The 24,177-nt window shown below is 72.7% G+C and carries 23 protein-coding genes; 14 read left to right on the forward strand and 9 right to left on the reverse strand.

What is annotated here, in order from left to right:
* Nucleotides 1-27 precede the first annotated feature (27 nt).
* Nucleotides 28-690 (reverse strand): carbonic anhydrase, encoded by a 663-nt coding sequence (locus ACFY1J_RS25660; RefSeq protein ID WP_390732001.1) that lies wholly within the window; start codon nt 688-690, stop codon nt 28-30.
* 160 nt (nt 691-850) lie between these two features.
* Between ACFY1J_RS25660 and ACFY1J_RS25665 the strand changes: the two genes are divergently transcribed.
* From ACFY1J_RS25665 to ACFY1J_RS25675, 3 genes are all read left to right on the forward strand, one after another.
* The gene (locus tag ACFY1J_RS25665; protein WP_390732002.1) at nt 851-2,347 is read left to right on the forward strand and encodes an aromatic amino acid ammonia-lyase; all 1,497 of its coding nucleotides are present in this window, start codon (nt 851-853) and stop codon (nt 2,345-2,347) included.
* Nucleotides 2,344-3,204 (forward strand): MurR/RpiR family transcriptional regulator, encoded by an 861-nt coding sequence (locus ACFY1J_RS25670; RefSeq protein WP_390732003.1) that lies wholly within the window; start codon nt 2,344-2,346, stop codon nt 3,202-3,204. The genes ACFY1J_RS25665 and ACFY1J_RS25670 overlap by 4 nt, the downstream gene beginning before the upstream one ends.
* 147 nt (nt 3,205-3,351) lie before the next feature.
* Nucleotides 3,352-3,906, forward strand: a complete 555-nt coding sequence (locus ACFY1J_RS25675; RefSeq protein WP_390732032.1) for a hypothetical protein — start codon at nt 3,352-3,354, stop codon at nt 3,904-3,906.
* 1 nt (nt 3,907) lies between these two features.
* On the opposite strand, the gene ACFY1J_RS25680 is transcribed toward ACFY1J_RS25675, so the two are convergent.
* The 5 genes from ACFY1J_RS25680 to ACFY1J_RS25700 form a co-directional block, all read right to left on the reverse strand.
* On the reverse strand, nt 3,908-4,282 hold the full coding sequence (locus ACFY1J_RS25680; protein WP_390709940.1) for a hypothetical protein: 375 nt from the start codon (nt 4,280-4,282) through the stop codon (nt 3,908-3,910).
* 28 nt (nt 4,283-4,310) lie between these two features.
* A complete protein-coding gene (locus ACFY1J_RS25685) occupies nt 4,311-4,823 on the reverse strand; it encodes a roadblock/LC7 domain-containing protein (RefSeq protein WP_390709941.1) in 513 nt (170 codons plus the stop codon).
* Nucleotides 4,824-4,854: 31 nt separating this feature from the next.
* Nucleotides 4,855-5,664 (reverse strand): transcriptional regulator, encoded by an 810-nt coding sequence (locus ACFY1J_RS25690; protein ID WP_390709942.1) that lies wholly within the window; start codon nt 5,662-5,664, stop codon nt 4,855-4,857.
* On the reverse strand, nt 5,661-6,050 hold the full coding sequence (locus ACFY1J_RS25695) for a hypothetical protein (RefSeq protein WP_263209533.1): 390 nt from the start codon (nt 6,048-6,050) through the stop codon (nt 5,661-5,663). Before ACFY1J_RS25695 ends, ACFY1J_RS25690 begins: the two co-directional genes overlap by 4 nt.
* 171 nt (nt 6,051-6,221) lie before the next feature.
* A complete protein-coding gene (locus ACFY1J_RS25700; RefSeq protein ID WP_390710010.1) occupies nt 6,222-7,616 on the reverse strand; it encodes a diaminopimelate decarboxylase in 1,395 nt (464 codons plus the stop codon).
* Between the two features lie 162 nt (nt 7,617-7,778).
* Between ACFY1J_RS25700 and hutU the strand changes: the two genes are divergently transcribed.
* The 4 genes from hutU to hutI are packed head-to-tail and all read left to right on the forward strand — an operon-like array spanning nt 7,779 to nt 13,397.
* Nucleotides 7,779-9,443, forward strand: coding sequence for a urocanate hydratase (hutU, locus tag ACFY1J_RS25705; RefSeq protein ID WP_390709943.1), 1,665 nt, complete (start codon nt 7,779-7,781; stop codon nt 9,441-9,443).
* A complete protein-coding gene (locus ACFY1J_RS25710; RefSeq protein ID WP_390709944.1) occupies nt 9,440-10,837 on the forward strand; it encodes an allantoate amidohydrolase in 1,398 nt (465 codons plus the stop codon). The genes hutU and ACFY1J_RS25710 overlap by 4 nt, the downstream gene beginning before the upstream one ends.
* Nucleotides 10,834-12,195, forward strand: coding sequence for a formimidoylglutamate deiminase (locus tag ACFY1J_RS25715; protein WP_390732004.1), 1,362 nt, complete (start codon nt 10,834-10,836; stop codon nt 12,193-12,195). The genes ACFY1J_RS25710 and ACFY1J_RS25715 overlap by 4 nt, the downstream gene beginning before the upstream one ends.
* A 26-nt stretch (nt 12,196-12,221) precedes the next feature.
* Nucleotides 12,222-13,397: an imidazolonepropionase gene (gene hutI / locus ACFY1J_RS25720; protein ID WP_390732005.1), complete on the forward strand. Its 1,176-nt coding sequence runs from the start codon at nt 12,222-12,224 to the stop codon at nt 13,395-13,397.
* Between the two features lie 56 nt (nt 13,398-13,453).
* Here hutI and ACFY1J_RS25725 read toward each other — a convergent pair whose 3' ends face one another.
* Both ACFY1J_RS25725 and ACFY1J_RS25730 read right to left on the reverse strand, forming a co-directional pair.
* Nucleotides 13,454-14,998 (reverse strand): ricin-type beta-trefoil lectin domain protein, encoded by a 1,545-nt coding sequence (locus ACFY1J_RS25725; RefSeq protein ID WP_390732006.1) that lies wholly within the window; start codon nt 14,996-14,998, stop codon nt 13,454-13,456.
* A 215-nt stretch (nt 14,999-15,213) separates the two neighbouring features.
* On the reverse strand, nt 15,214-16,089 hold the full coding sequence (locus ACFY1J_RS25730; protein ID WP_390709948.1) for an RNA polymerase sigma factor SigF: 876 nt from the start codon (nt 16,087-16,089) through the stop codon (nt 15,214-15,216).
* Between the two features lie 306 nt (nt 16,090-16,395).
* Between ACFY1J_RS25730 and ACFY1J_RS25735 the strand changes: the two genes are divergently transcribed.
* From ACFY1J_RS25735 to ACFY1J_RS25765, 7 genes are all read left to right on the forward strand, one after another.
* Nucleotides 16,396-16,782: an STAS domain-containing protein gene (locus tag ACFY1J_RS25735; RefSeq protein ID WP_390709949.1), complete on the forward strand. Its 387-nt coding sequence runs from the start codon at nt 16,396-16,398 to the stop codon at nt 16,780-16,782.
* 236 nt (nt 16,783-17,018) lie between these two features.
* Nucleotides 17,019-17,630: an ATP-binding protein gene (locus ACFY1J_RS25740; RefSeq protein ID WP_390709950.1), complete on the forward strand. Its 612-nt coding sequence runs from the start codon at nt 17,019-17,021 to the stop codon at nt 17,628-17,630.
* Nucleotides 17,631-17,780: 150 nt separating this feature from the next.
* On the forward strand, nt 17,781-18,473 hold the full coding sequence (locus ACFY1J_RS25745; protein ID WP_390710011.1) for an LPXTG cell wall anchor domain-containing protein: 693 nt from the start codon (nt 17,781-17,783) through the stop codon (nt 18,471-18,473).
* A gap of 69 nt (nt 18,474-18,542) precedes the next feature.
* Nucleotides 18,543-19,406, forward strand: a complete 864-nt coding sequence (locus tag ACFY1J_RS25750; RefSeq protein WP_390732007.1) for a hypothetical protein — start codon at nt 18,543-18,545, stop codon at nt 19,404-19,406.
* The gene (locus ACFY1J_RS25755) at nt 19,403-20,485 is read left to right on the forward strand and encodes a hypothetical protein (protein ID WP_390709952.1); all 1,083 of its coding nucleotides are present in this window, start codon (nt 19,403-19,405) and stop codon (nt 20,483-20,485) included. The genes ACFY1J_RS25750 and ACFY1J_RS25755 overlap by 4 nt, the downstream gene beginning before the upstream one ends.
* A gap of 2 nt (nt 20,486-20,487) precedes the next feature.
* Nucleotides 20,488-21,786 carry a hypothetical protein gene (locus ACFY1J_RS25760; protein ID WP_390732008.1) on the forward strand — a complete coding sequence of 433 codons (1,299 nt, stop codon included), beginning with the start codon at nt 20,488-20,490 and terminating at the stop codon, nt 21,784-21,786.
* Nucleotides 21,787-21,973: 187 nt separating this feature from the next.
* Entirely contained in the window at nt 21,974-22,339 is a 366-nt protein-coding gene (locus ACFY1J_RS25765; RefSeq protein WP_390709954.1) for a hypothetical protein, read from the forward strand.
* Between the two features lie 72 nt (nt 22,340-22,411).
* Here ACFY1J_RS25765 and ACFY1J_RS25770 read toward each other — a convergent pair whose 3' ends face one another.
* Complete coding sequence (locus tag ACFY1J_RS25770; protein WP_390732009.1) at nt 22,412-23,950, reverse strand: peptide MFS transporter; 1,539 nt, start codon at nt 23,948-23,950, stop codon at nt 22,412-22,414.
* Between the last annotated feature and the right edge of the window lie 227 nt (nt 23,951-24,177).

A 24,177-nucleotide genomic window follows, 5' to 3' on the forward strand; every position in this document is an offset into this window, starting at 1 on the left:
ATATCCCCCCAGTCGGCGCGGGGGCTGTCAGGGCAGCAGGGAGACGAGCCCGGTGTCGAGGTCGAAGCGCGCGGCGTCGACCCGGGCCGGGGCGAACGCCGGGTCGGCGCGGATGGCGTCCCGGACCCAGGCGGTGTGGGCCCGCATGGCGTGCTCGGCCCAGTCGCCGGGGACCGCGCGGGTGCGGTGCGCGGCGGGGGCGATCTCGGCCACCAGCAGCTCCAGATGTCCCGGCACGGGCGCCCCGGACCGCACATGGCCGAGCGTCGCCGCGATCGCCCCGCACCGCTCGTGCCCGAGGACCAGCACCAGCGGGATGCGCAGTTCCTCGACGCCGTACTGGATGGACCCGAGCACCGCCTCGTCGAGGACCTCGCCGGCGGTCCTGGTGCACAGCAGGTCACCGAGCCCCTGGTCGAAGACCAGCTCCGGCGGTACGCGCGAGTCGACACAGCCGACGATCACCGCGAACGGGTGCTGCCCGGCCGCGAGTGTCCGGCGCACCCCTCCGGACTCGTGGGGGTGCCGGGGGCGTCCGGAGGCGAAGCGCCGGTTGCCGGCGAGTAGCCGGTCGAGCGCCGCGGGGGCGGTGACCGGGCGGGGGCGGGGGACGCCGGCCGTCGGCGGCGGGGCGGCGGCCAGCGCGCCGACGGCCGTGGCGGCCAGAAAGGTCCTGCGGGGGGAGGCCATGGCGCTTCCTCCGGTGTCGTGCCTGCAGCGCACCATCACCGTATGCACCCGTCGTGTCACTTTGTGTGGCTGTTTAACGACTCTTGGTGTCCCTTGCCCGGCTGCATAGCATCATGCAGAGTTCTTGGTGGGTGAATAGGCCGGCTGAACAGAGAGGGGCATGGTGGACGCACCCGCATCCGTGCACTCCGGACTCGTGGTCCTCGACGGGATCGGCCTCGGCGTCGAGGACGTCGTGCGTCTCGCCGACGGCACCGTGCGGCCGGTTCCGGGGAACGACGCGATGCGGCGCGCGGAGGAGTCCTGGAACGCCGCCCGCCGGATCGCGGCCACCGGACGCGTGTACGGCCGCTCCACCGGCGTGGGCGCCAACCGCAGCGAGGACGTGCCGACCGAGGCCGCCGCCGGACACGGGCTGCGCCTGCTGCGCAGCCACGCCGGCGCCATCGGCGCGGAGCTGCCCGCCCACCAGGTGCGGGCGATGCTCGCGATCCGCGCCAACCAGCTGCTCGCCGGCGGCGCCGGACTGCGGCCCGGCGTGATCACGGCCCTGTGCGAGGCACTGGAGTCGGGCGCGTATCCGGTCGTCAACGAGTTCGGCTCGGTCGGCACCGGCGACATCGCGGCGCTGGCACAGGCCGGGCTCGCGCTGGTCGGGGAGCACCCGTGGCGGGGTGCCGAGCCGCCCGCGCCCCAGCCCCTCGACAACAACGACGCCCTCGCCCTGATCAGCAGCAACGCGCTCACCCTCGGCCAGTCCGCGCTCGCCCTGCACGAGCTGCGCGGGCTCATCGAGGCCACCCAGGTCGTCGCCGCCCTCTCGCTGCTCGCCGTCGACGGCTCGCACGAGGCGTACGCCGCCCCCGTCCATGCCGCCCGACCGCACCGGGGCAGTGTCGAGGTCGCCCGGCGGATGCGGCAGCTGACCGGCGCGGCCGACCGGCCGGTCCCGCCGCTCGGCCGGATCCAGGACCCCTACGGCTTCCGCTGCCTGCCCCAGATCCACGGCCCCGCCCATGACGCGGCGGACGCGCTGGAGCAGGTGCTGACCGTGGAGATCAACGCGGCCGCGGAGAACCCGCTCATCTCCCCCGAGGACCTGGCCGCCTACCACCATGGCGGCTTCTACCAGGCCCAACTCGCCCTCGCCCTGGACCACTTCAGGCTCGCGGTCACCCAGGTGGCCCGGCTGTCGACCTCCCGCCTGTCCACCCTCAACGAGCCCGCCTACACCCGACTGCGCCCCTTCCTGGCGGACCACGAGCCGGCCTCGTCCGGCGTGATGATCCTGGAGTACGCCGCCGGATCCGCCCTCGGCGATCTGCGGGCTTTTTCGGCCCCCGCGTCGCTCGGGCACGCTGTACTCTCCCGGGGCGTCGAGGAACAGGCCAGTTTCGCCTCGCTGGCCGCCCGCCAGACGCTGCGCGCCTGCGGTGCGTACCGTCTGGTGGTCGGCTGCGAACTCGTGGCCGCCGTACGGGCGTTGCGCCAGCGCGATCTGTTGCCCGGCCCGGAGATTCCGGCCGGGCGGGCGCTGGCGCTCGCCGAGTCGGTGCTCGACGAGGACCCGGCCGACCGCCCGCTCACGCACGACGTGACGTCGGCGGCCGCACTGCTTGACCGGTTCACGGACATCTGGAGGGGGAGCGGGACATGAGCGTCGACAGGAGTACGGGTGTGACGGACAGCCCTGCCACACGGCTGCAGACGCTGTTCGAGGGGCACCGCCTCACACCGACCCAGCGGCGCATCGCGCACAGCATGGTGCGGCGGGCCGCCGACGTGCCGTTCCTGTCCAGCGTGGAGCTGGCCGATCTGGCCGGGGTCAGCCAGCCGTCCGTGACCCGCTTCGCGGTCGCCCTCGGCTTCGACGGCTACCCGGCCCTGCGCAGGCATCTGCGCGAGGTGGTGCCCGCCGAACCCGCCGCGGGTCCGGGGTCGTACAACGAGTACCAGCAGGCCGTCGAGGCCGAGATCGAGAACCTGCGGCATCTGGCCGAGGTGCTGGCCGACCCGCGGCCGGTGCAGAAGGCCGGCCGGATCCTCGCCGCCTCCCGCCCGCTGCCCGTGCTCGGACTGCGGGCCGCGGCCTCCCAGGCCTACGGCTTCGCGTACTTCGCCGCCAAGGTCCACCCGGACGTCCGGCTGCTCGACCAGGGCGGCACGATGGTCCAGGACCGCATCGACGCGGCCGTGCGCGCGGGCGCCTCGGCCCTGCTGTGCTTCGCGCTGCCCCGGCATCCGCGCGAGGTCGTCGACACCCTGGCGTACGCCAAGGAGTGCGGACTGACGGTCGTCGCGGTCGCCGACTCGGCCTTCGCGCCGGTCGCCAAGCACTCCGACCTGCTGCTGCCGGCCGCCGTCGGCACCGGGCTCGCCTTCGACACCGCGTGCGCGCCCATGCTGCTGGGACGGGTGCTGCTGGAGGCCATGTGCGACGACCTGCCCGACGCGCAGGTCCGGCTGGAGGAGTTCGACGCGCGGGCGACGGCACGGGGGCTGTTCGTGGAGTGACCCGGCGCCTCCTGCCGCACCGCTCTCAGACTCGTCTCACCTTCGCTCGTTAGCGTGCCCGCCCTACGGGACTGTGCCGCGAGGACGAGGAGGCGGAGCGTGGCGTGCGGAGCACACGGAGGACGCGGAGGGCAGGGGCTGGCCCGGGTGGCCGTCGTCGTACGGGCCGGGGCGGCGCCGCTGTGGTGGTGCGGGGTGTTCGCGGCGGGTATCGGCGTCCTGCCGCCTGGGGTGACCGGGCGCCGGATCGGCGTCATGGCCGGGGCCGCACTCTTCCTTGTCGGCGCCGCCGTCGTGGCGTACGCGCGCCGTCGGCGCTACGCCGCCCTGGCCCGGGGCACGGCCCGTGCGGGCAAGCACGATGTGCTCCAGGACCGTGCGGTGACCGTGCGCAACTGGCGCCGGGGCCACCGCTGGTGGCTGCTGCTCGCCTGCGCCGTCGCGCTCGGCAGCTCCTTCGCCGTGCCCGCGGCGGGCGGCATGCTGCTGGCCGGGACCGGCGCCGGGCTGCGGCTGAAGGCCGCCTGGCTGGGCCGCTGCGAGCGGGCCGAGGACACACTGCTGTGGCTGCGCGTCGACTGGCTCGACGGGCGCGGCGGGCGTCCCGCGGGCAAGGCCGTCAAGGCCTACCGCGGGACCGGCATCGCGGCGGGCGACGCGGCCCCGGGCGGGTCCCGCCGCCGCACCGCGGCGCTCGTCTGACTCAGACCTCCAGGTCCTCCTCGATCCTCTTGAGCTGGTGCCGGGCCATCGCCAGGTTGGCCCGGGACTGGTCGAGGACCAGGTACAGGAACAGACCGTTGCCGCCGCGCCCCTTGAGCAGCCGGATCAGGTGGTACTGGCTGGACAGCGTGATCAGGATGTCCTCGATGTCGCCCTTCAGGCCGAGGTGCTCCATGGTGCGCATCTTGGCGCGGATCACGTCCGTGTTGCCGGCGGCGGCCACGTTCAGGTCGAAGCTCTTGCTGCCTCCCATCGTGCCCAGCGCCATGCCGCTGGTGTAGTCGACGAGCGCGACTCCGGTGGCCCCTTCGATGGAGGTGAGGGCTTCTTTGAGCGAGGTCTCGGCGTTGGCCATGGTGCTGCCTCTTTTCCTTTGCTGCTTCTCAACTGTCGGTTGCGGTGCGCGCGTCGGTCGCCGGGCGCGCTTCGCCTGCGGTGGTTCGTGGTGTGCGGGTGGCTCTCGTGCGCACGGCGGGTGTCCTGGCCGCGGGGCCCGCTCGCACCGCCCGCTTGGCCGCGGCGGCCTCGGCCGCGTCGACCAGCTCCCCGATCCGGGCGCCGGCCCGGCGGCCCTCCAGGTGCAGCCGGCCGACGTTGACCCGGTCCTGGGCGAGCAGGGTCAGCACGGCGCTGCTGCCCGCCGCGTAGGTGGCGACATAGCCGTCCATGCCGCGGACCAGCAGTTCCCGGAAGTCGCCCTGCCCGGTGGCGTCCGCCATCCGCACGGCGATGCCGAGCGCGGCCGCGGTGAGCGCGGCCAGGCCCTCCGGGTCGACGCCGGGGGCGTCCTGGGCGACGACCAGGCCGTCCACACCGGCCGCCAGGGCGCCGGTGAGCTGGGGAACGCGGCTGCGCAGTCGGCGCAGTTCGTCCAGGATGTCGGACTCGGCCGCCATCAGATCTCTCCTCTCGGCGGGTCGTTGCCGTTCAAAGGGCCTCCAGCGCATTCCTGAGCCTCTTCAGCAGCGCGATGTCGGGGTCGGTGACCTGGGGAAGGGGCGGGGGTGCCGGTCCGGGCACCGTGGGACCCGGCGAGACGAGTCCCGCCGCCGCCAGCCGGCGTATGTCCACCAGCGTGTGGAACGCCTTCCGGCCCAGCTCCCTGGCTATGTCCAGGGCCGTGCGGACGCCGTTCACCCGCTCCAGGGCCGCTTGCTGGCGGGCCGAGACCGGCGGAGCGGCCACCGGGTCGGCCCGGATCAGGGGCCCGCTGTCGGTCGCCGGGTCCGGCCAGATGCGGTGCAGCAGGGCGCGGCGGCGCAGCGTCTCCCGCTCCAGGGCGATGACCGGCACCGGGCACAGGGTGGCCGGGCGGGGTGCGGCGTCGTACCGGAAGCGGCCCGGGGTGCTGCTGGGCGCCAGGGCGAAGTACCCGGCGTCGTACAGCGCGCCCAGGTGGCACAGCTCCAGCGTGCCCGTGGTCAGCCGGCCGGCCTCCAGCAGCCGGCGGGCGGTGCCGGGCGCCCCGTCGGCCCGGCCCGCGGCCCGCAGCCAGTCCGCCGCGTCGAGCGTGCCGTGGGCCGTGAGGAGCACGTCGAGGCCGGGGGCGAGGGGGCTCTCGGCGTGCACCACGCGGCCCTCGGCGAGGTGCAGGCTGCCGTGCTCGCGGACGAGGACGCCGGTGGCCCGCTCGTCGGCGAGCCGGGTCAGCATCGGCGAGAGGCCGCCCTGGCCGCGCTCGTGTGCGCCGACCTTGTCCCGTACGGGCAGGGGCGGAGGAGTCCCGACCACGGTCATGCCAGTACCAGCCGATCCGCCATCTCGCCGAGCCGGATGCGGGCGAGCGCGAGGTTGCCGTCCGCCCTGGCCAGCCACAGATGCAGGAACACGGTGCTGTCGAAGGACGTGACCACGAACCGCAGCAGGTGGTAGCTGTCGTGGTTGCTGACGATCAGGTCCTCGACCGGTGGCCGCTCGCCGTCCGGGTCGCCGGACGCGAACGCCCCGTGCTCGGCGGCCAGCCGGGCCAGTTCGGCGGCCTCGGCCGCGGTCGTCTCGTGGTCACCGCCGGGAGCCTCCCCGACGGTGCCCAGGGCCAGTCCGCTCGTCCAGTCCACGAGCGCCGCGCCCCGGGCACCGGGCAGTCGCATCGCTTCCAGCAGGCACTCGTCGATTCCGGGCACCGCGGTTCCCCTCCCACCTGGAACTCCGGCTGAGTGACGGAGACACTACGCAACGTGTGCGGGGGGAGTGACTCTTCTGGCATTTTCCGGTGGAACATGCGTCCGTGGGGCTAGGGTAGGTCAACTTGCCTGTGTGTCAGTCCAGTTGATCGCCGTAGCAGTCGGGGTGCGTCAACGGCTTCCGGCTGCCCGAAGGGTGGTGAGGGCGGACGCGTGCGCCCCTCCCGAATCGGCCACGATCTGATCGAGCGTCTGCGGCTCGCGCACCGTCGCGAAGGCCACGCCCCCCGACCCGTCGGGCACGAAGCCGTGGATCCCGGGCCGGACGAGGGAGTTGTACGCGTAGTGGTGGGCGAAGTAGTACGCGCCGGTGTCCAGCGCCGCCGCGTAGTCGCCCGGCTCCAGCGGTGGCAGGGTGCGCCCCTCGGCGAGCAGGTCGCCCGAGAAACAGGCGGGACCCGCCACGTCCTGCACCACCTCGGGCCCCGGCTTGGGGCGTCCCTTCGCGTCGTACGCGGCGATCCTGAGCGGCCACGCCCCCGGTACGTACACCGTCCGCGTCGCCACCTGCACGCCCGCGTGCGTCACCGCGACCCGCCGTCCGCCGGCGCTCTTGGTGTACTCCACCCGTGCCACCACGGTCCCGTGCTTGGCCAGCAGCGACCGGCCGAACTCGGTCACCAGCCCGTACCGCCCGTCGAACAGCCCCGGCACCGCCTCGCCGAGCAGCCGCGCGTACTGCGCGTACGTCGGTGTCGTCGCGTCCGACTCGAAGTTCACCGGCAGCCCGCCGCCGATGTCGAGCGTGTCGATCTGCCGCCGCCCCACGCGCGCGTTGATCTCCTCGGCGAGCGCGTACGTCTCCGCCACGCCCTGCGCCAGGAGCGACAGCGGAATGCCCTGCGAGCCGGTGTGCGCATGCAGCCGGGTCAGCCACGGACGGTCCGCGTACGCCCCTACGACCCATTCCCGGGCCCCCTCGTCGCGCAGTGCCACCCCGAACTTCGAGGTCGCCGTCGCCGTCGAGGTCGCCTCGATCGAACCGCCGCCGACCTGCGGATTCACCCGGATTCCCAGCGGGGAGCAGCTGGGGGCCGACCGCATCAGCGCGTCGATGCGGTTCAGCTCCTGCGGGCTGTCCGCGTTGACGGCGATCCCCAGCGCCAGCGCCTCGCGCAGTTCGGCCAGGGTCTTGGCGGGCGAGTCGAGGACGGTGCGGGCCGGCGGGATCCCGGCCGCCCGTGCCAGCGCCAGCTCGCCCGGGCTGGCCACCTCCGCGCCCACGCCCTCCGTATCCAGCAGCCGCAGCACCGGCACCAGCGGGGTCGCCTTCACCGCGAAGGCGTGCAGCACCGGCGTCCCCGGTGCCACCACCGCGTCGAACGCCGCCCGCAGCGCCGCCGCCGACTCCCGGATGCCGGTGACGTCCAGCAGCCCGGCGACGGGTGCCGAGAGCCCGACCAGCCCCCGCTCCACCGCGGCCCGCACCGCCTCGTCGCGCCGGGCGACCCGCTCCGCGTCGTCCCCGTGCCGGCCGCCCTCGTACCCGGTGTCACCGCTGCCCATGACGCCCCCCGTCCTGCCGCTGTCCGCACCCATGCATCCAGCCAAACACCCGCGACGCGCAGATGCGGGCACGCCGATGTATTGACTAGTTCTATTCAGAGCACCAGGATGTGAATAGACGCAGTAACAATCCACTGGGAGCAATCCGCTAGGAGGCAGACCATGTCAGGACCCCGCCCCGTACGAGCGCCGCGCGGTACGGAACTGAGCGCCCTGGGATGGCAGCAGGAGGCCGCCCTGCGGATGCTCCAGAACAACCTCGACCCCGAGGTCGCCGAACACCCCGACAAGCTCGTCGTCTACGGCGGCACCGGCAAGGCCGCCCGCGACTGGCGCTCCTTCGACGCCATGGTCCGCACGCTGCGCACCCTCAAGCAGGACGAGACCATGCTGGTCCAGTCCGGCCGCCCGGTCGGCGTCATGCAGACCCACGAATGGGCCCCGCGCGTCCTGATCGCCAACTCCAACCTGGTCGGCGACTGGGCCAACTGGGAGGAGTTCCGCCGGCTGGAGGCCCTCGGCCTGACCATGTACGGCCAGATGACCGCGGGCTCCTGGATCTACATCGGCACCCAGGGCATCCTGCAGGGCACCTACGAGACCTTCGCCGCCGTCGCCGCGAAGAAGTTCAACGGCACCCTCGCCGGCACGATCACCCTGACCGCCGGCCTCGGCGGCATGGGCGGCGCCCAGCCGCTCGCCGTGACGATGAACGACGGCGTCGCGATCTGCATCGACTGCGACCCGCGCGCCATCGAGCGGCGCATCGAGCACCGGTACCTGGACGTGCGGGCCGACAGCCTGGACCACGCCCTCCAGCTGGCCACCGAGGCCCGCGACGCCCGCCGCCCGCTGTCCATCGGCGTCCTCGGCAACGCGGCCGAACTGGTCCCGCAGCTGCTGGCCATGAACGCCCCCATCGACATCGTCACCGACCAGACCTCCGCCCACGACCCGCTGTCGTACCTCCCGGTGGGTGTGGAGTTCGAGGACATGGCCTCCGCCGCCGCCAAGGACCCGGCCGGCTTCACCACCCGCGCCCGTGAGTCGATGGCCCGGCACGTCGAGGCGATGGTCGGCTTCATGGACGCCGGCGCCGAGGTCTTCGACTACGGCAACTCCATCCGCGGCGAGGCCCAGCTGGCCGGCTACGACCGGGCGTTCGCCTTCCCCGGCTTCGTCCCCGCCTACATCCGCCCGCTGTTCTGCGAGGGCAAGGGCCCCTTCCGCTGGGCCGCCCTGTCCGGCGAGGCCTCGGACATCGCCAAGACCGACAAGGCGATCCTGGAGCTCTTCCCCGAGAACGCGTCCCTGCACCGCTGGATCAAGATGGCCGGCGAGCGCGTCCACTTCCAGGGCCTGCCCGCCCGTATCTGCTGGCTCGGCTACGGCGAGCGCGACAAGGCCGGCGAACGCTTCAACGACATGGTCGCCTCCGGCGAACTGGCGGCCCCGCTGGCCATCGGCCGCGACCACCTCGACTGCGGCTCCGTCGCCTCCCCGTACCGCGAGACCGAGGCCATGCTCGACGGCTCCGACGCGATCGCCGACTGGCCGCTGCTCAACGCCATGGTCAACGTGGCCTCCGGTGCCTCCTGGGTCTCCATCCACCACGGCGGCGGCGTCGGCATGGGCCGCTCCATCCACGCCGGCCAGGTGACCGTCGCCGACGGCACCCCTCTCGCCGGCGAGAAGATCCGCCGTGTCCTCACCAACGACCCGGGCATGGGCGTCATCCGGCACGTGGACGCCGGGTACGACATCGCGGAGTCGGTGGCCGCCGAGCGCGGTGTGCGGGTGCCCATGCACGAGGGTGACGAGGCGTGACGCACCGCGAAGGTGAGCTGAGCGGCAGCCGTCCGGTGGGGGCTGAGCTCTCGTCGCCGTCTGCCGCTTCGGCTGCGCCCACCCTCCCCCAAGCTCTCGGCTCCGCTAGAGCAGGGGGGACCCCCAACGCCCCGCGGAACGACTGCCCACAGCCTGTACCGCCTGCCGGTGCAGGCAGCTCCTTCCACGAGATGTGGCGCGAGTTGCTGTCCATCGGCCGCCACCCCGAATCCGGCGGCTACCGCCGCTACGCCTGGACCGGCGCCGACGCCGAGTGCCGGGAGTGGTTCAAGGCGCAGGCCGAGACGCGCGGGCTCGCCTACGAGGTCGACCGCAACGGCAACCAGTGGGCCTGGCTCGGCGACCCCGCCGCGGGCGACGCCGTCGTCACCGGGTCGCACCTGGACTCCGTGCCGGACGGCGGGGCCTTCGACGGGCCCCTCGGCGTCGTCTCCTCCTTCGCCGCCCTCGACGAACTGCGGGGCAGGGGGACGGAGTTCAGCAGGCCCCTCGCCATCGTGAACTTCGGCGACGAGGAGGGCGCCCGCTTCGGGCTCGCCTGTGTCGGATCGCGGCTCACCGCGGGACAGCTCACCGTCGGGCAGGCGCACCGGCTGACCGACGGCGACGGGATCAGCCTCCCGAAGGCCATGGAGGCCGCCGGGTACGACCCCGACGCCATCGGGCCGGACCCGGAGCGGCTCGCCCGGATCGGCGCCTTCGTCGAACTCCATGTCGAGCAGGGCCGGGCCCTGGACCTGAGCGGCGACCGGGTCGGCATCGCCAGCGCCATCTGGCCGCACGGCCGCTGGCGGTTCGACTTCCGCGGTGAGGCCAACCACGCCGGCACGACCCGGCTGGTGGACCGGCACGACCCGATGCTGTCGTACGCCGAGACCGTGCTCGCCGCCCGCCGTGAGGCCCAGCTCGCCGGTGCCGTGGCCACCTTCGGGAAGATCGCCGTCGAGCCGAACGGCGTCAACGCCATCCCCTCCCTGGTGCGCGGCTGGCTCGACTCCCGGGCCGCCGACCAGGAGACCCTCGACACCGTCGTGGGCGGCGTGGAGAAGGCGGCCCGCGAGTACGCCGCCGCGCACGGCGTCGACCTCGACGTCGTCCGCGAGTCCTTCACGCCGGTCGTCGAGTTCGACCACGCCCTGCGCGACGAACTCGCCCGCATCCTCGGCAAGGACACCGACCTCACGGTGCCCGTCCTGGGGACCGGCGCCGGACACGACGCCGGAATCCTCTCCGGGAGCATTCCGACCGCCATGCTGTTCGTGCGCAACCCCTCCGGCGTCTCGCACTCCCCGGCCGAGTTCGCGGCCGAGGACGACTGTGTGGCCGGGGTGACCGCGCTCGCCGACGTACTGGAAGGGCTGGCCCGCAGGTGACCACACGGACCTATTGGCTGGAGCACGCCTGGCTCGACACCCACGTCGAGCCGGGCGTGGCCGTCACGGTGTCGACCGGCGGCGGCGCCGCGGGCGCCGACGGCCGCATCACCGCCGTCCGCACCGGCGTGCCCACCCCGCCCCCCGGTGCCGAGATCCTCCGCGGCCTCACCCTCCCCGGGCTCGCCAACGCCCACAGCCACGCCTTCCACCGCGCCCTGCGCGGCACCGTCCAGGTCGGCTCCGGCACCTTCTGGACCTGGCGCGAGGTCATGTACTCGGTCGCCGACCGGCTGACGCCGGAGACCTACCACGCCCTCGCCCGCGCCGTGTACGCGGAGATGGCGCTCGCGGGTGTCACGGCGGTCGGCGAGTTCCACTACGTGCACCACGCGCCCGGCGGCACCCCGTACGCCGACCCCAACGCCATGGGCGAGGCACTCGTCGCGGCCGCCGCCGAAGCCGGTATCCGCATCACCCTCCTCGACACCGCCTATCTGTCCTCCGGCTTCGGACAGCTGCCCAACACCCACCAGCTGCGCTTCTCCGACGGCAGCGCGGAGGCCTGGGCCGAACGCTGTTCAGTTCTCAAGGAACGGGATCACGCACGGATCGGGGCGGCCATCCACTCCGTACGGGCCGTGCCCGCGCGGGAGCTGGCGACGGTGGCGCGGTGGGCCGAGGAGCGGAGGGCCCCGCTCCATGTGCACCTGTCCGAGCAGACCGCCGAGAACGACGCCTGCCAGGAGGCGCACGGCTGCACCCCCACCCGGCTCCTCGCCGACCACGGCGTCCTCGGCCCGCGCACCACCGGCGTCCACAACACGCACCTGACCGACGAGGACATCGCCCTGCTCGGCGGCTCCGGCACCGGCACCTGCATGTGCCCGACGACGGAACGCGACCTGGCCGACGGCATCGGCCCCGCCGTGGCCCTCCAGCGCGCGGGCTCCCCCCTCTCCCTCGGTTCCGACAGCCACGCGGTCATCGACCTGCTCGAAGAGGCACGCGCGATGGAGCTGAACGAGCGGCTGCGCACCCGCTCCCGGGGCCACTGGACGGCCGCGGCACTGCTGCGCGCGGCTTCGCCGGACGGCCATGCGGCCCTGGGCTGGGACGAGGCCGGCACCATCGAGGCCGGTGCGCTCGCCGACCTGACGACGATCTCCCTCGACTCGGTCAGGACAGCGGGGCCGCTGCCGCGACTCGGCGCGGAGACAGCCGTATTCGCCGCCTCCGCGGCGGACGTGCGGCACACGCTGGTGGGCGGCCGCCATGTCGTACGCGACGGCGCCCACGCCCTCGTACCGGATGTGCCGTCAGCGCTGGCCGCGGCCGTCGAAGCCCTGCGCGGCTGAATCCCACCGTCATCCCTGAGGACACCATGAGCAGCAGCACCGCCATCACGAACATCGCCACGCTGGTCACCAACGATCCCTCCCTAGGTGACGGCTCTCCCCTCGGTCTGATCCAGGACGCGGCCGTCGTCATCGACGGCGACCATGTCGTGTGGACCGGTGAATCCAGCAAAGCACCCGCCACTGACAACCGGGTCGACGCCGGAGGCCGGGCGGTGCTGCCGGGCTTCGTCGACTCCCACTCCCACCTGGTCTTCGCGGGCGACCGCACGCAGGAGTTCAACGCCCGTATGTCCGGGCGGGCCTACAGCGCGGGCGGCATCCGGACGACCGTCGCGGCCACCCGTGCCGCGACGGACGAGGAGCTGGAGGCGAACCTCACCCGCTACCTCGCCGAGGCGCTGCGCCAGGGCACGACCACGTTCGAGACGAAGTCCGGCTACGGCCTGACGGTCGCCGACGAGTCCCGCGCCCTGCGCATCGCCTCCGCGCACACGGACGAGGTCACCTACCTCGGCGCCCACATCGTCCCGCCCGACCACGCCGAGGACCCGGCCGCCTACGTCGCCCTGGTCACCGGCGAGATGCTCGACGCCTGCGCCCCGCACGCCCGCTGGATCGACGTCTTCTGCGAGAAGGGTGCCTTCGACGGCGACCAGGCGAGGACGATCCTCACCGCGGGCATGGCCAAGGGCCTCACGCCCCGCATCCACGCCAACCAGCTCTCCTACGGCCCGGGCGTCCAGCTGGCCGTCGAACTGGACGCGGCCAGCGCCGACCACTGCACCCACCTCACGGACGCGGACGTCGACGCCCTGGCCAGCGGCCGCACGGTCGCCACCCTGCTCCCCGGCGCCGAGTTCTCCACCCGCGCCGAGTGGCCCGACGCCCGCCGCCTCCTGGACGCCGGTGTCACGGTGGCGCTCTCGACGGACTGCAACCCGGGCTCGTCCTTCACCTCCTCGGTGCCCTTCTGCATCGCGCTGGCGGTACGGGACATGAGGATGACCCCGGACGAGGCGGTGTGGTCGGCGACGGCGGGCGGGGCCGCGGCCCTGCGCCGCGACGACATCGGCCGCCTCGCCCCGGGCGCGTACGCCGACCTGACCCTGCTGGACGCGCCGAGCCATGTGCACCTGGCCTACCGGCCGGGCGTGCCCCTCGTCAGCGGTGTGTGGCAGCGGGGCGTGCGCGTGGTCTGACCGGAGAGCGCGTGGTCTGACCGGAGAGAGGAGAACAAACCTCGCACACGAGGGTTTCAGCGGGCTCCGGCCCCCCACCGCTGATCCGCGTCCCCGCTCAGCCAGTCCAGCGACAGCCCGTCACCCCCGTCCGGCGTGACCGCCGTCTCGATGGCGATCGCCGGGCGGATGACGCCGTCGGAGTCGACGGTGAAGCGCAGGTTGTCGCCGTTGCGGCCGTAGACCGAGTCGCACCCCCAGATGCCGACGCCCCGGTCGACGTCACCCCGGCTGTCCAGGCAGAAGTCGGGGTCGCCGGCCGACTGGAGGACCTCGCGGTCGGTGTCGACGCGCCAGCGCTGCGAGGAGGTGCCGTCGCAGCGTGCCGTGACGACGTCCGTACCGTTCTCGAAGTCGCCGTACCGGACGTCCAGACAGAGGCCGGTGGCGGCGTTCACCACCTCGGCGTAGGCGCTGCCCGGAGCCGACGGGGTGGGGGACGGAGCGGGCTTCGGCTTCGGTTTGGGCTTCGGCTTCGGCTTCGGTGTGGCGGACGGGGTCTTCGGCGGGTGTGAAGTCTTCGTCGGCGAGGGGGACTTGCTGGTCGGTGACGGGGCCGGCACGGAGACCGTCGCCGTCACCGTGACCGGCGGGCTCGACGGCGGCAGGGTGGCTGCCGTCGGACGCCGGCCCTGCGAGCCGGACTGCGCCAGCGCGAAGACCAGCAGCGGTGCCATGGCCACGCCCAGCGCGACCGAGGTGAGGACCACGCGCCGGGTCGGGGGCCAACTCCGCTTCTCCTGCGGCCGGTCCGCTTCGGCGGTCGGCGCGGCACGGCGCGCGTACGCCGTCCCGGCCCAGGGCAGCAGTCCCTCCGCCAGTGCCGCCCGCGGGGCGTCGCGCAGGGCGGTGAGGTCCTCGTACGCCGCCGTGCAGTGGGCGCAGTGCGCCATGTGGGTGTGCAGATCGGAGCTGTAGCGGGGAGTGTCCGGCCGTACCGACTCCTCGATCAGCCGGCGGAAGTCCCCGCACTGCGGGTCGTCGGAGGCGGCCAGCCGGTGCTTCAGACAGGCCTGGGCCATGGCCTGGAGCGCCTGCGGGATGCCGAACCGCACGTCCTGGCGGGTCAGGCCGAGCAGGGCGGCGGTGCTCTCCTCGGGTTCCTGTTCCACGATCCCGTACCAGATCAGGCCCTGGGTGCGGGAAGGGAGGGAGCGGAAGGGCGTCAGCAGGGGAGGGGTCGGGCCCTCCGGGGCGGCGGTCGTGTTCAGGACGAGGAGGAGACCGGGGTCCAGACCCGCCGAGCGCTCGTCACCGGCAAAGGACGCGGCCGACCGGCAGGTCAGCAGCAGGAGCTGATGGCGCAGCGGCACCTGCGGCTCCACCCCGCGTGCGGTCTCGCGCGCCAGGGTGGTGAAGGTCTGCGCCGCCAGCTGCCGTGCCGACGACTCGCTCGACGCGCACAGCCGGGCGTAGCCGAGGACCGCGTCGTGGTGGCGCCGACGGATCTCCCGCAACGCCGGGTACGCGGCCGCGGTCCGGGCGCGCAGCAGCTCGGTCAGCCGAGCGTCCGGTACCCCCGCGTTCTCGTCCCGGTCGTCGGCCCGGTCCCCCTGAGCCATCCCTGCGCCTCCTAGCACGCGGTGCGGCCGAACACCCTGTCTTGACGTACCGGCCAGTTTGGGGGCCCATAGTGGTGGAGAGGGGGCTTGAGGGAAAGACGTTTCTCCGGGTAACCGGTGAGAGAGCTGTGAGTCCTCCCCTCAGCGCGGTCCCGTCGTCCACAAAGCGAAGCGGCCCGGCACCCGGCCGGACCGCTCGATGTGTGGGGGGAGGCTCACTCCTCCACCGTCAGCCCCCTGCGCAGCCGCACCAGCGTCCGCGAGAGCAGCCGTGACACGTGCATCTGCGAGATGCCGAGTTCCTCGCCGATCTCCGACTGGGTCATGCCCGCGACGAAGCGCAGCGAGAGGATCTGCCGGTCCCGGGACGGGAGTTCGGCGATCAGCGGCTTCAACGACTCGACGTACTCGATGCCTTCGAGCCCGTGGTCCTCGTAGCCGATGCGGTCCGCGAGCGCGCCCTCGGAGTCGTCCTCCTCGGGCTGGGCGTCCAGCGAGGAGGCGGTGTAGGCGTTGGAGGCCGCCATGCCCTCTAGCACCTCGTCGTTCGACAGGCCCAGGCGCTCAGCGAGTTCCGCGACCGTCGGCGCGCGGTCCAGCCGCTGGGCCAGCTCGTCACCGGCCTTGGCCAGGTCGATCCGCAGCTCCTGCAGCCGGCGCGGGACGCGCACGGACCACGAGGTGTCCCGGAAGAACCGCTTGATCTCGCCGATGATGGTCGGCATCGCGAAGGTCGGGAACTCGACCCCGCGGCACAGCTCGAAGCGGTCGATCGCCTTGATCAGACCGATGGTGCCGACCTGGACGATGTCCTCCATCGGCTCGCTGCGGGAGCGGAAGCGGGAGGCGGCGAACTTGACGAGCGCGAGGTTGAGTTCGACGAGCGTGTTGCGGACGTACGCGTATTCGTGCGTGCCTTCCTCCAGCGATTCGAGTCGCTCGAAGAGGGTTTTGGACAGGGCCCGTGCGTCCACCGGCCCGACCTCGTCGTACGGGGGGATCTCGGGGAGCCCGTCGATGGGATCCAGCTGTTCCGGTGGGGGTGTCGACGTCGCGGTCATGGTGTGCGATGCGTCGAGCCGGGGTGACATGGGTGTCCTCCATCGTTCTCGGCATAAGGCTGCCGGAGCCATGCGTGCACTGCGGTGTGCGGCGCCTCCAAAGCCGGCCGTGTCGGTTTCTTGTCCCTACTAGCCCTACCGGCTTCTGCGAGCCCATGGCAAGTGCGGTATGGGGTGATATGACCGATAATGAGAGGTTGTTCGGGTGTTTGGAGTGCGCAGGGAAGGCGTAGTGTTCGAGGGCACCGGCCGGGTGCCGACAGGACGCCGGCCGGGGTGCGGACAGCACATCCGCAGGAAGTCAGACAGCAGCCACGACCTCGGGAGACAGACGGCATGGACCGCGGGACGGTCGGCAGCGCACAGTCGGGCCGGCTACTGGTGGAGGTGCGGGAAGAGGGCTCCAGCGCCGTCGTGACGCCGGCGGGTGAGCTCGATCACCACACCGCCGATCTCTTGCGCGAGCCGCTCGACGGCCTGCTCGCCAAGGGCTTCTCGCGACTCGTCGTGGACTGCTCACGGCTTGAGTTCTGCGACTCCACGGGCCTGAACGTGCTGCTCGGGACCCGTCTGAAGGCGGAGGCCGCCGGCGGCGGGGTGCACCTGGCGGGGATGCTGCCCGTGGTGGCCCGTGTGTTCGAGATCACGGGGGCGGATGCGGTCTTCACCGTTCACGACTCCGTCGAGGCGGCCCTGGCGGACGAGGCCGGCGAGGCCGGCTGAGCCGTCGCCCCGGCCGTCCCCGCCGCGGCCGCCCCGGTGGTCGCACCGGTCACACCGCAAAGGGGGTGTTCCGCCGGATCCGCCGGGCAGGAGACAAGCTGGACCTGTTGGCCCCGGGGGGCGCCACGGAACCGGCGAACGCCCCGTGTACGACCTGCGTACTGACTGGTACCGACCGACCGAGAATTCTGAATCGTGTGAATCGTGAACTGGTGAATCGGTGAGGTGAAGCGCTGATGAGCACCACCCGGCCCTGCTCGCCGGGCGACCGCGGCCCGGAGCCCAGCGGCGCTTCCGGGGCGTCCGAGGGGGGAGCGCCGGCGGTCGGCGCGTCCATGGGGGAAACGGCCGCACCGCCCGCGCCGGCGGAGGACCGCCACACGCCGCCGGGCGAGGGCCATCGGGACCAGGGCCCGGGGAGCGGCCGGGACGGCCGGGGCCGGCAGGTCCGCAGGCTGCGCCTGGACGGCGAGAGCGGGGTCGTCCCGCTCGCCCGTGACTTCACCCGCCAGGCGCTGTACGCGTGGGGCTGGCTGCCCGCCGTCGGCGCCGATCGGCGGGCGGCCGCCGAGGACGTCCTGCTCGTCGTCTCCGAGCTGGTCACCAACGCCTGTCTGCATGCCGAGGGCCCGGAGGAACTGTTCCTCGCCTGCGACAACAAGGTGATCCGCATCGAGGTCACCGACCGTGGCACCGGCCAGCCGGCCCCCCGTACCCCGCACCGCGCCGGCCGTCCCGGCGGCCACGGGATGTTCATCGTGCAGCGGCTGTGCCTGGACTGGGGGGTCGTCCGCACCCCGGGTGTGTCCGGCAAGACGGTGTGGGCCGAGCTGGGCGCACCGGCCTGACCCTGTTACTCACGGTCACTCTCTCCACTGGAGCCCCCTGCCGCGCACGCCGGATCGTCACAACTCTGGCGTGCGCCTTGTCTTCCCTCCTCAAGGCCCCGGGCGTACCTTGACGGCCGATCTGATGTACCGTCAGGAATGGGGTGGACCGTGTCGTACCCGAAACGAACCGCCGCGCTCGTGTCCGCCGCGGCGCTGGCCGGGTCGGCGCTGCTGCTGGCCGCCCCCGCGGCCCACGCCGAGGTCGTCGACGTCAACTACCAGTGCAAGACGCCCATCGGCGACAAGAGCGCCGTCTCGCCCATCGACATCAAGGGCGTCAAGAGCGGCAGCGGCTACAGGATCACCATGTCCTGGCAGAAGGGCGTCTCCTCCAGCCCGGTCGAGCTGGGCAAGGGCGCGATGAACCCGAGCGCCACCATCGTGCTGGGCGGCGCCGACAGCGGCACGCTGTCCGTGTCGGGCCCGGCCAACCAGAGCGCGATCCCGGCCAACACTCCCATCAAGATCAATGACTTGAGCGGCACCTACACACCGAAGAAGACCGGCAAGGTCACCTTCACCGCGGGCGTGCTCACCATCAAGGCGCTCGGTACGACGACGACCTGTACGCCGGCCAACAGCCCCAAGCCGTCGCTGACCCTGGACGTCACCGCGGCCGGTGGCTCCTCAGGCTCCTCCTCCACGACGTCCAACAGCGGCACCGACTCCGGCGGGCAGCTTCCGAAGACCGGTCCCGAGGACTCGGTCGTCGCCCTCGGCACGCTCGGCGGCACCGTTCTGCTCGCCGGGGCGGCGGGCGCGCTGTGGCTGACGCGGCGGAATCAGACCGTACGCCGCTGAACCCCCGGTCCGACCGCTTGCCCCCCGGGTCCGACCGCTTGCCCCCGGGTCCGACCGCTGGAGCCGCCGATGCCGTACGCCGCCCGTGTCCCGCGCCCGTCCCTCGTGCCCGCCCTCGCCGCGCTGACCCTCCTGCCCCTGCTCGCCGCCGCCCCGGCCGAGGCGGCGGGCGGCTGGTCCGTCGCGCCCTCGGGCGGCGGACGCCCGTCCTTCTACGCCGAGGGCGCGCCCGGGACGGTCCAGCAGGACACGGTGTCCGTGACCAACCGCGGCGCACGGCCGGTCACGGTACGGCTGAGCGGCACCGGCGTCCGGGCCACCTTCGCCCGGCCGCGGCTGAGCGTCCCCGCCCGCACCCGGGCCGACGTCCCCTTCACGGTGGCCGTCCCGGCCGACGCCGCGCCCGGCGACCGGGCGGGCACGATCACCGTGCGGGACGGCGACGGCAGTACGGCCACCGTCCCGGTCCGTCTGCGCGTCGCCGGTCCCGCGCTGTCCGCGCTGACCGTCGAGCATCTGGCCGTGCACGCCGAGCGCATCACGTACGAGCTGGTCAACCGCGGTACGACGGTCCTCGTACCGAGACTCGCGGTGCGCGCGGACGGGCTCTTCGGACCGGTCCTGGAACGCGCCCCGCGCACCCTGCCCGTCCGGCTGCCCCCGGGCCGGCGCCTGCGGCTCGACGAGCCGTGGCCCGACCGGCCGGCGCTGGACGCGGTCGACGTACGGCTGACGGTGACCGCGTCGGGTGGGGCGCGGGACTCGGCGAGCGCGTCGGTGCGGTGCGTGCCCTGGGGCGGTGTGGCGGCGGCGTCGGCCCTGGCGGCCGGGGCGGCCACGGCATTCGTCGTACGGCGGCGCAGGCGTCGTACGACCGGCAGCGAGGCACAACCGCCGTGCGTGGAAGCCGAGTCGACGGGAGTGCTGACGTGAGCGGGAGAGCCAGGATTCCGGCGCTGGTGGCGGTGCTCGCACTGCTCCTGCTGCCGCTCGCCGGCACGGCGACGGCGGCGGACGGGCCGACCGTCGAGCTCTCCGACTCCCAGGCGGGAACGGGTGGTTCGGTCACCGTCAGCGGCAGCGGCTGGCGGCCGCACACGCTGCTGATGATGCTGATCTGCGGCCGGGCCACCCCGTCCCGCGGCGTGATCGGCGGCACCAACTCCTGCGCCAACGGCGACGGCAGGGCCGTCACCACCGACGCCAAGGGCGGTTTCGGCAAGAAGCTGCCGGTCGCCGAGCCGCCGGTGCCGTGCCCGTGCGTGGTGCACGTGGCCACCGTGACCGGGGCGAAGGCCGACGCGGACGCGGTCCTCCAAGTCGCCGGGCACGCCGTCGAGCCGCTGCCCGCCGAGCCGTCCGGCGGGCGCCTGTCGATCCTCACCGACACCCGGCTCGAAGGGTCCAGTGGGCTGCTGACCTGGTTCGGCGCCCCGCCGTCGCGCACGCTGGTCCTCACCGTCGGCAACGTCGGCTCCTCCGCCGTCAAGAACCCCGTCTTCCAGGTCGGCACCTCGCACGGTGTGTTCGCCCCGCAGTGGGACGAGCAGCAGTGGCGCGGCACCCTCGGGCCCGGCAAGAAGGCGCGGCTCAGACTGCCCGTCGAGCTCGCGGCCGGGGCGCACGGCGACTACACCGTCTCCCTCGAGTACGGCGGCAAGGTCCTCGCCGAGCAGCCGTGGGGCGTGGGGCGGCCCTGGGGCGTGACCCTGTTCTGGATCCTGGTCTGTCTCGTCGTACCGGCCGCGGTGTTCCGCGTCGGGATGGCGGTGGTGGACCGGGTGCGGCCGCGCGGGACCGGCGGCGCGGCCCGCAACCGCGGACCCCGTCTCTCCCGGCCGGCCTGGCGGCTGCCGGGGTTCGGCACCCCGGACGGCGCGCCCGCCCTGTCTTCGACCCTGCCGTGGTTCACCCCGGACTCCGATCCGGGCACGGCGGCCGGTCGGCTCTCCGCACCGCACGACGACAGCCCGACGAGTCCTACGACTCCCACCACGAAGGGACCCACGTGAGCATGCGAAGGAGAGTCACACCGGTCGGCGGCGTACGGAGAGCGGGCGCGGCGGGGGCCGCGCTGGCGCTGGGCGGGGCGGCGGTCCTGCTGGGCGTGGCCGCGACGCCCGCCCAGGCCGCCGAGGTGTCGTTCGCGACGCACTGTGTGCCGCCCGCGGGCATCGACCCCGTCGACGGCACCACCAAGGTCGAGATCACCGCGCCGGCCACCGCCAAGGTGGGCGACACCGTCGACGTGGTGTGGAGGTTCGTACAGGCCGCGTCGAAGAACCCCGACATCATCGACCTGCCCGCGAACTCGGTCCAGCCGTCCGGAGTCCTCAAGGCGGCCGGCGTCCAGAGCGCCGACATTGCGATGCAGGGGCCGCGGCAGAACCCGGCGATCCCCAAGGGCGCGGCCATGGTGCTGTCCGACATGAAGGGCACCCTGAAGCTGACGGCACCCGGTGAGGTGACGCTGACGCCGGACGCGTACACGGTCAACGCCATGTCGACCGACACCAAGTGCACGCCGAAGGAGACGGTGCAGAAGGCGGCGACCATCGAGGTGACGGCGGGCGGCGGCGGATCGTCGAGTACGACGCCGGGGCCGACGACCTCGACCTCGCAGTCGGCCACGCCCACCCGGTCGAGCACGCCCACCGCCTCGGCCTCCCCGAGCGACGGCACCGGCCAGACCGACTTCACCGGCAAGGAGGTCCAGGTCCCCTACGCCTGCAAGACGCCCATCGGCGACAAGAACGCGACCTCGCCGGTGCAGATCAACGCCAAGAAGAACGGCGGGAGTTTCGACCTCACCGTGCAGTTCAAGAAGTCGGTGATGAACAGCCCGGCCGACATCCCGAAGGACTCCGTGAAGCCGTCGATGGAGGTGGTCCTGGGCGGCGCCGACAAGGGCACGGTGCATGTGGAGGGCCCGACGAACTCCTCCGCCATCAAGTCCGGCGACCCGATCGAGATCCCCGATCTGACGGGCACCTACAAGCCGGGGGCGAGCGGCTCGTCGACCCTGTCGCCGGGTGTCCTGACCATCAAGGCCCTGGGCACGACCACGACCTGCACGCCGACCAAGTCGGAGGTCTCCCTCACGCTGGACACCTCGCAGCAGGCGAACGGCGCCTCGGGCGGCACGTCGTCGTCCGGCGGTTCGTCCTCCGGCGGGAGCAGCGGCAGCGGAGGTCTGGCCGAGACCGGTTCGGGCGACCACGGCGCCCTCAAGGCCCTCGGTCTGGTGGCGGGCACGGCGATCCTGCTGGGCGCGGCGGTGTTCACCTTCATGCCCCGGCGAAACCCCCGCTGACCTGCTGATCCATGGTTCCTCAAACCTTGCTCAGATCCGCCGCGCGAGTTTGCTCCCAAGATCGTAAGTGCCATAGCGTCCCCTGCGTTCGCGCAAGCAAGCGCGTGACGACATTGCGTATTGCGCAACAGGGCAGTTGAAGGGTCTACAACCCGGCCTGTTGTGCGGCAGGGGAAAGAGGAAGCAAATGACCTGGGGGAAGAAGGCGGCGGGCGCTGCGCTCGCCGCCGTTCTCATGGCGACGGGGACCGGCCTGGCCACGGCGGGCACCGCGGAGGCGGCCGGCGCCAAGTACAAGTGCAAGGCCGAGGTGCACCTCGACCTCGGACGTCCGAAGGCCACGTCCAGCTGCAAGAAGTCGGCTTCGGGCAAGCCGGTGCGCCTGCAGCGGGTCAAGCTCGTCTGCGACGTGGTCCGGGGCACGGGCACCGGCGCGGAGCACACCATTCCGTGGTACCTGTGGGGTCCCTGGAAGAAGCCCGGCGAGAAGTCGACCGTGATGTGCGGGTTCCGCAGCTTCACCCGCTCGTGGTCGGTGGAGACGAAGGCCTGACGGCCGACGCGCATACGGCGAGGGCCGCCGCACATGAAGTGCGGCGGCCCTCGCCGTATGCCGGGCGGTGCGTCAGTGCACGTCGCCCATCAGCGCCTTGACCTTCCGGCGGTACATCCACACCGCGAATCCGGCGAGGGCCGCGAGGGCCGCCTCCCCGAAGACGGCGCCCTTGCCGCCCAGGTCGACCCCGGCTATGGCCGGGTTGGACAGCAGGCTGGTGATGGAGTCGCCCGCGGTGACCGCGAGGAACCACACGCCCATCATCTGGCTGGCGTACTTCGCCGGGGCCATCTTCGTCGTCACCGACAGGCCGACCGGGGACAGGCACAGCTCACCGACGGTCTGGATGAAGTAGATGCCGACCAGCCACATCGGGCTGACCGCGGTGCCGTTCACCGACATGCCCAGCGGGATCAGGAAGAAGAAGAACGACACGCCGATCAGGACCAGGCCCATCGCGAACTTCACGATGGTGCTGGGCTCCTTGTCCCGGCGGTTCAGCCACATCCAGATCCAGGCGAACACCGGGGCCAGCGCCATGATGAACAGCGGGTTCAGCGACTGGTACCAGGAGGTCGGGAAGTCGAAGCCCAGCATGTCGTGGGACGCCTTGCCCTCGCCGAACGCCTGGACCGTGGACGCGCCCTGGTCGTAGATCATCCAGAACACGGCGGCGGCGACGAAGAACCAGATGTAGGCGCTCATCTTCGACTGCTCGGGGCCCGAGAGGTCCTTGTCCCGCTTGATGCGCAGCAGCACGCCCGCGGGGACGACCAGACCGATGACGGTCAGCGGGATCATCGCCCAGTTCAGGGTGAAGTGGCCGGTGAGGCCGACGACGCCGTAGAACACGGTCGCGACGATCAGCCAGGTCAGGCCCTTGCGCAGCCAGGAGGTGCGCTCCTCGACGGCCAGCGGCTTGGGGACGATGTTGCTCTTGGGGCTCAGGGTGCGGGTGCCGATCAGGAACGCGGCGAGGCCGATGGCCATGCCGACCGCGGCCATGCCGAAGCCGAGGTGCCAGCTGACCTTCTGACCGACGGTGCCGATGGCCAGCGGGGCGAAGAAGGCGCCCGCGTTGATGCCCATGTAGAAGATCGTGAAGCCACCGTCGCGACGCGGGTCGTTCGGACCGTCGTACAGGTGGCCGACCATCGTGGAGATGTTGGCCTTGAGCAGACCCGAACCGGCCGCGACCAGCGCGAGGCCCGCGAAGAACGGCGCCTGGCCGCCGGGCAGCGCCAGCACGAGGTGGCCGGACATGATCGTGACGGCGGCGATGGCCACCGTCTTGCGCGGGCCCCAGACGCGGTCGCCGAGCCAGCCGCCGGGCATGGCGAGCAGGTACACCATCGCCGAGTAGACGGAGACGATCACTGTGGTGGTGGCCACGTCCATGGCCAGGCCGCCACCCATGCTGCCCTTGCCGGCGCCGGGGCCGCCGGAGAGCAGGTAGACGGTGAGGAGGGCCTTCATGCCGTAGTAGGAGAATCGCTCCCACATCTCGGTCATGAAGAGGGTGGCCAGTCCGCGGGGGTGGCCGAAGAAGGTCTTCTCGGAACCGGGGGTGCCCGGTTGGACCGAGTCCTTCGTCAGGCTGGACGCCATGGTCGTTCCTTGCTGGTCGGGACGCGCGCTGGAGCGTTGCGCGCCCGGTGGGGGAGTGGCCGGCACCGGCGGGGTCGGCACGTCCACCCCCACGCCCGAGGGGAGTCCGCTCCGGATCGCGGAGCGGCGGACGGCGACCACCGGGATCCACGCCCCATGACGCGTCATGCGTACGGAGCCCGGCCAGAGGTCATTCCTTTCAAAGCCGGTGGAGGACCGGCCCGCAC

Source organism: Streptomyces sp. NPDC001406, from assembly GCF_042895285.1.
GTDB lineage: Bacteria > Actinomycetota > Actinomycetes > Streptomycetales > Streptomycetaceae > Streptomyces.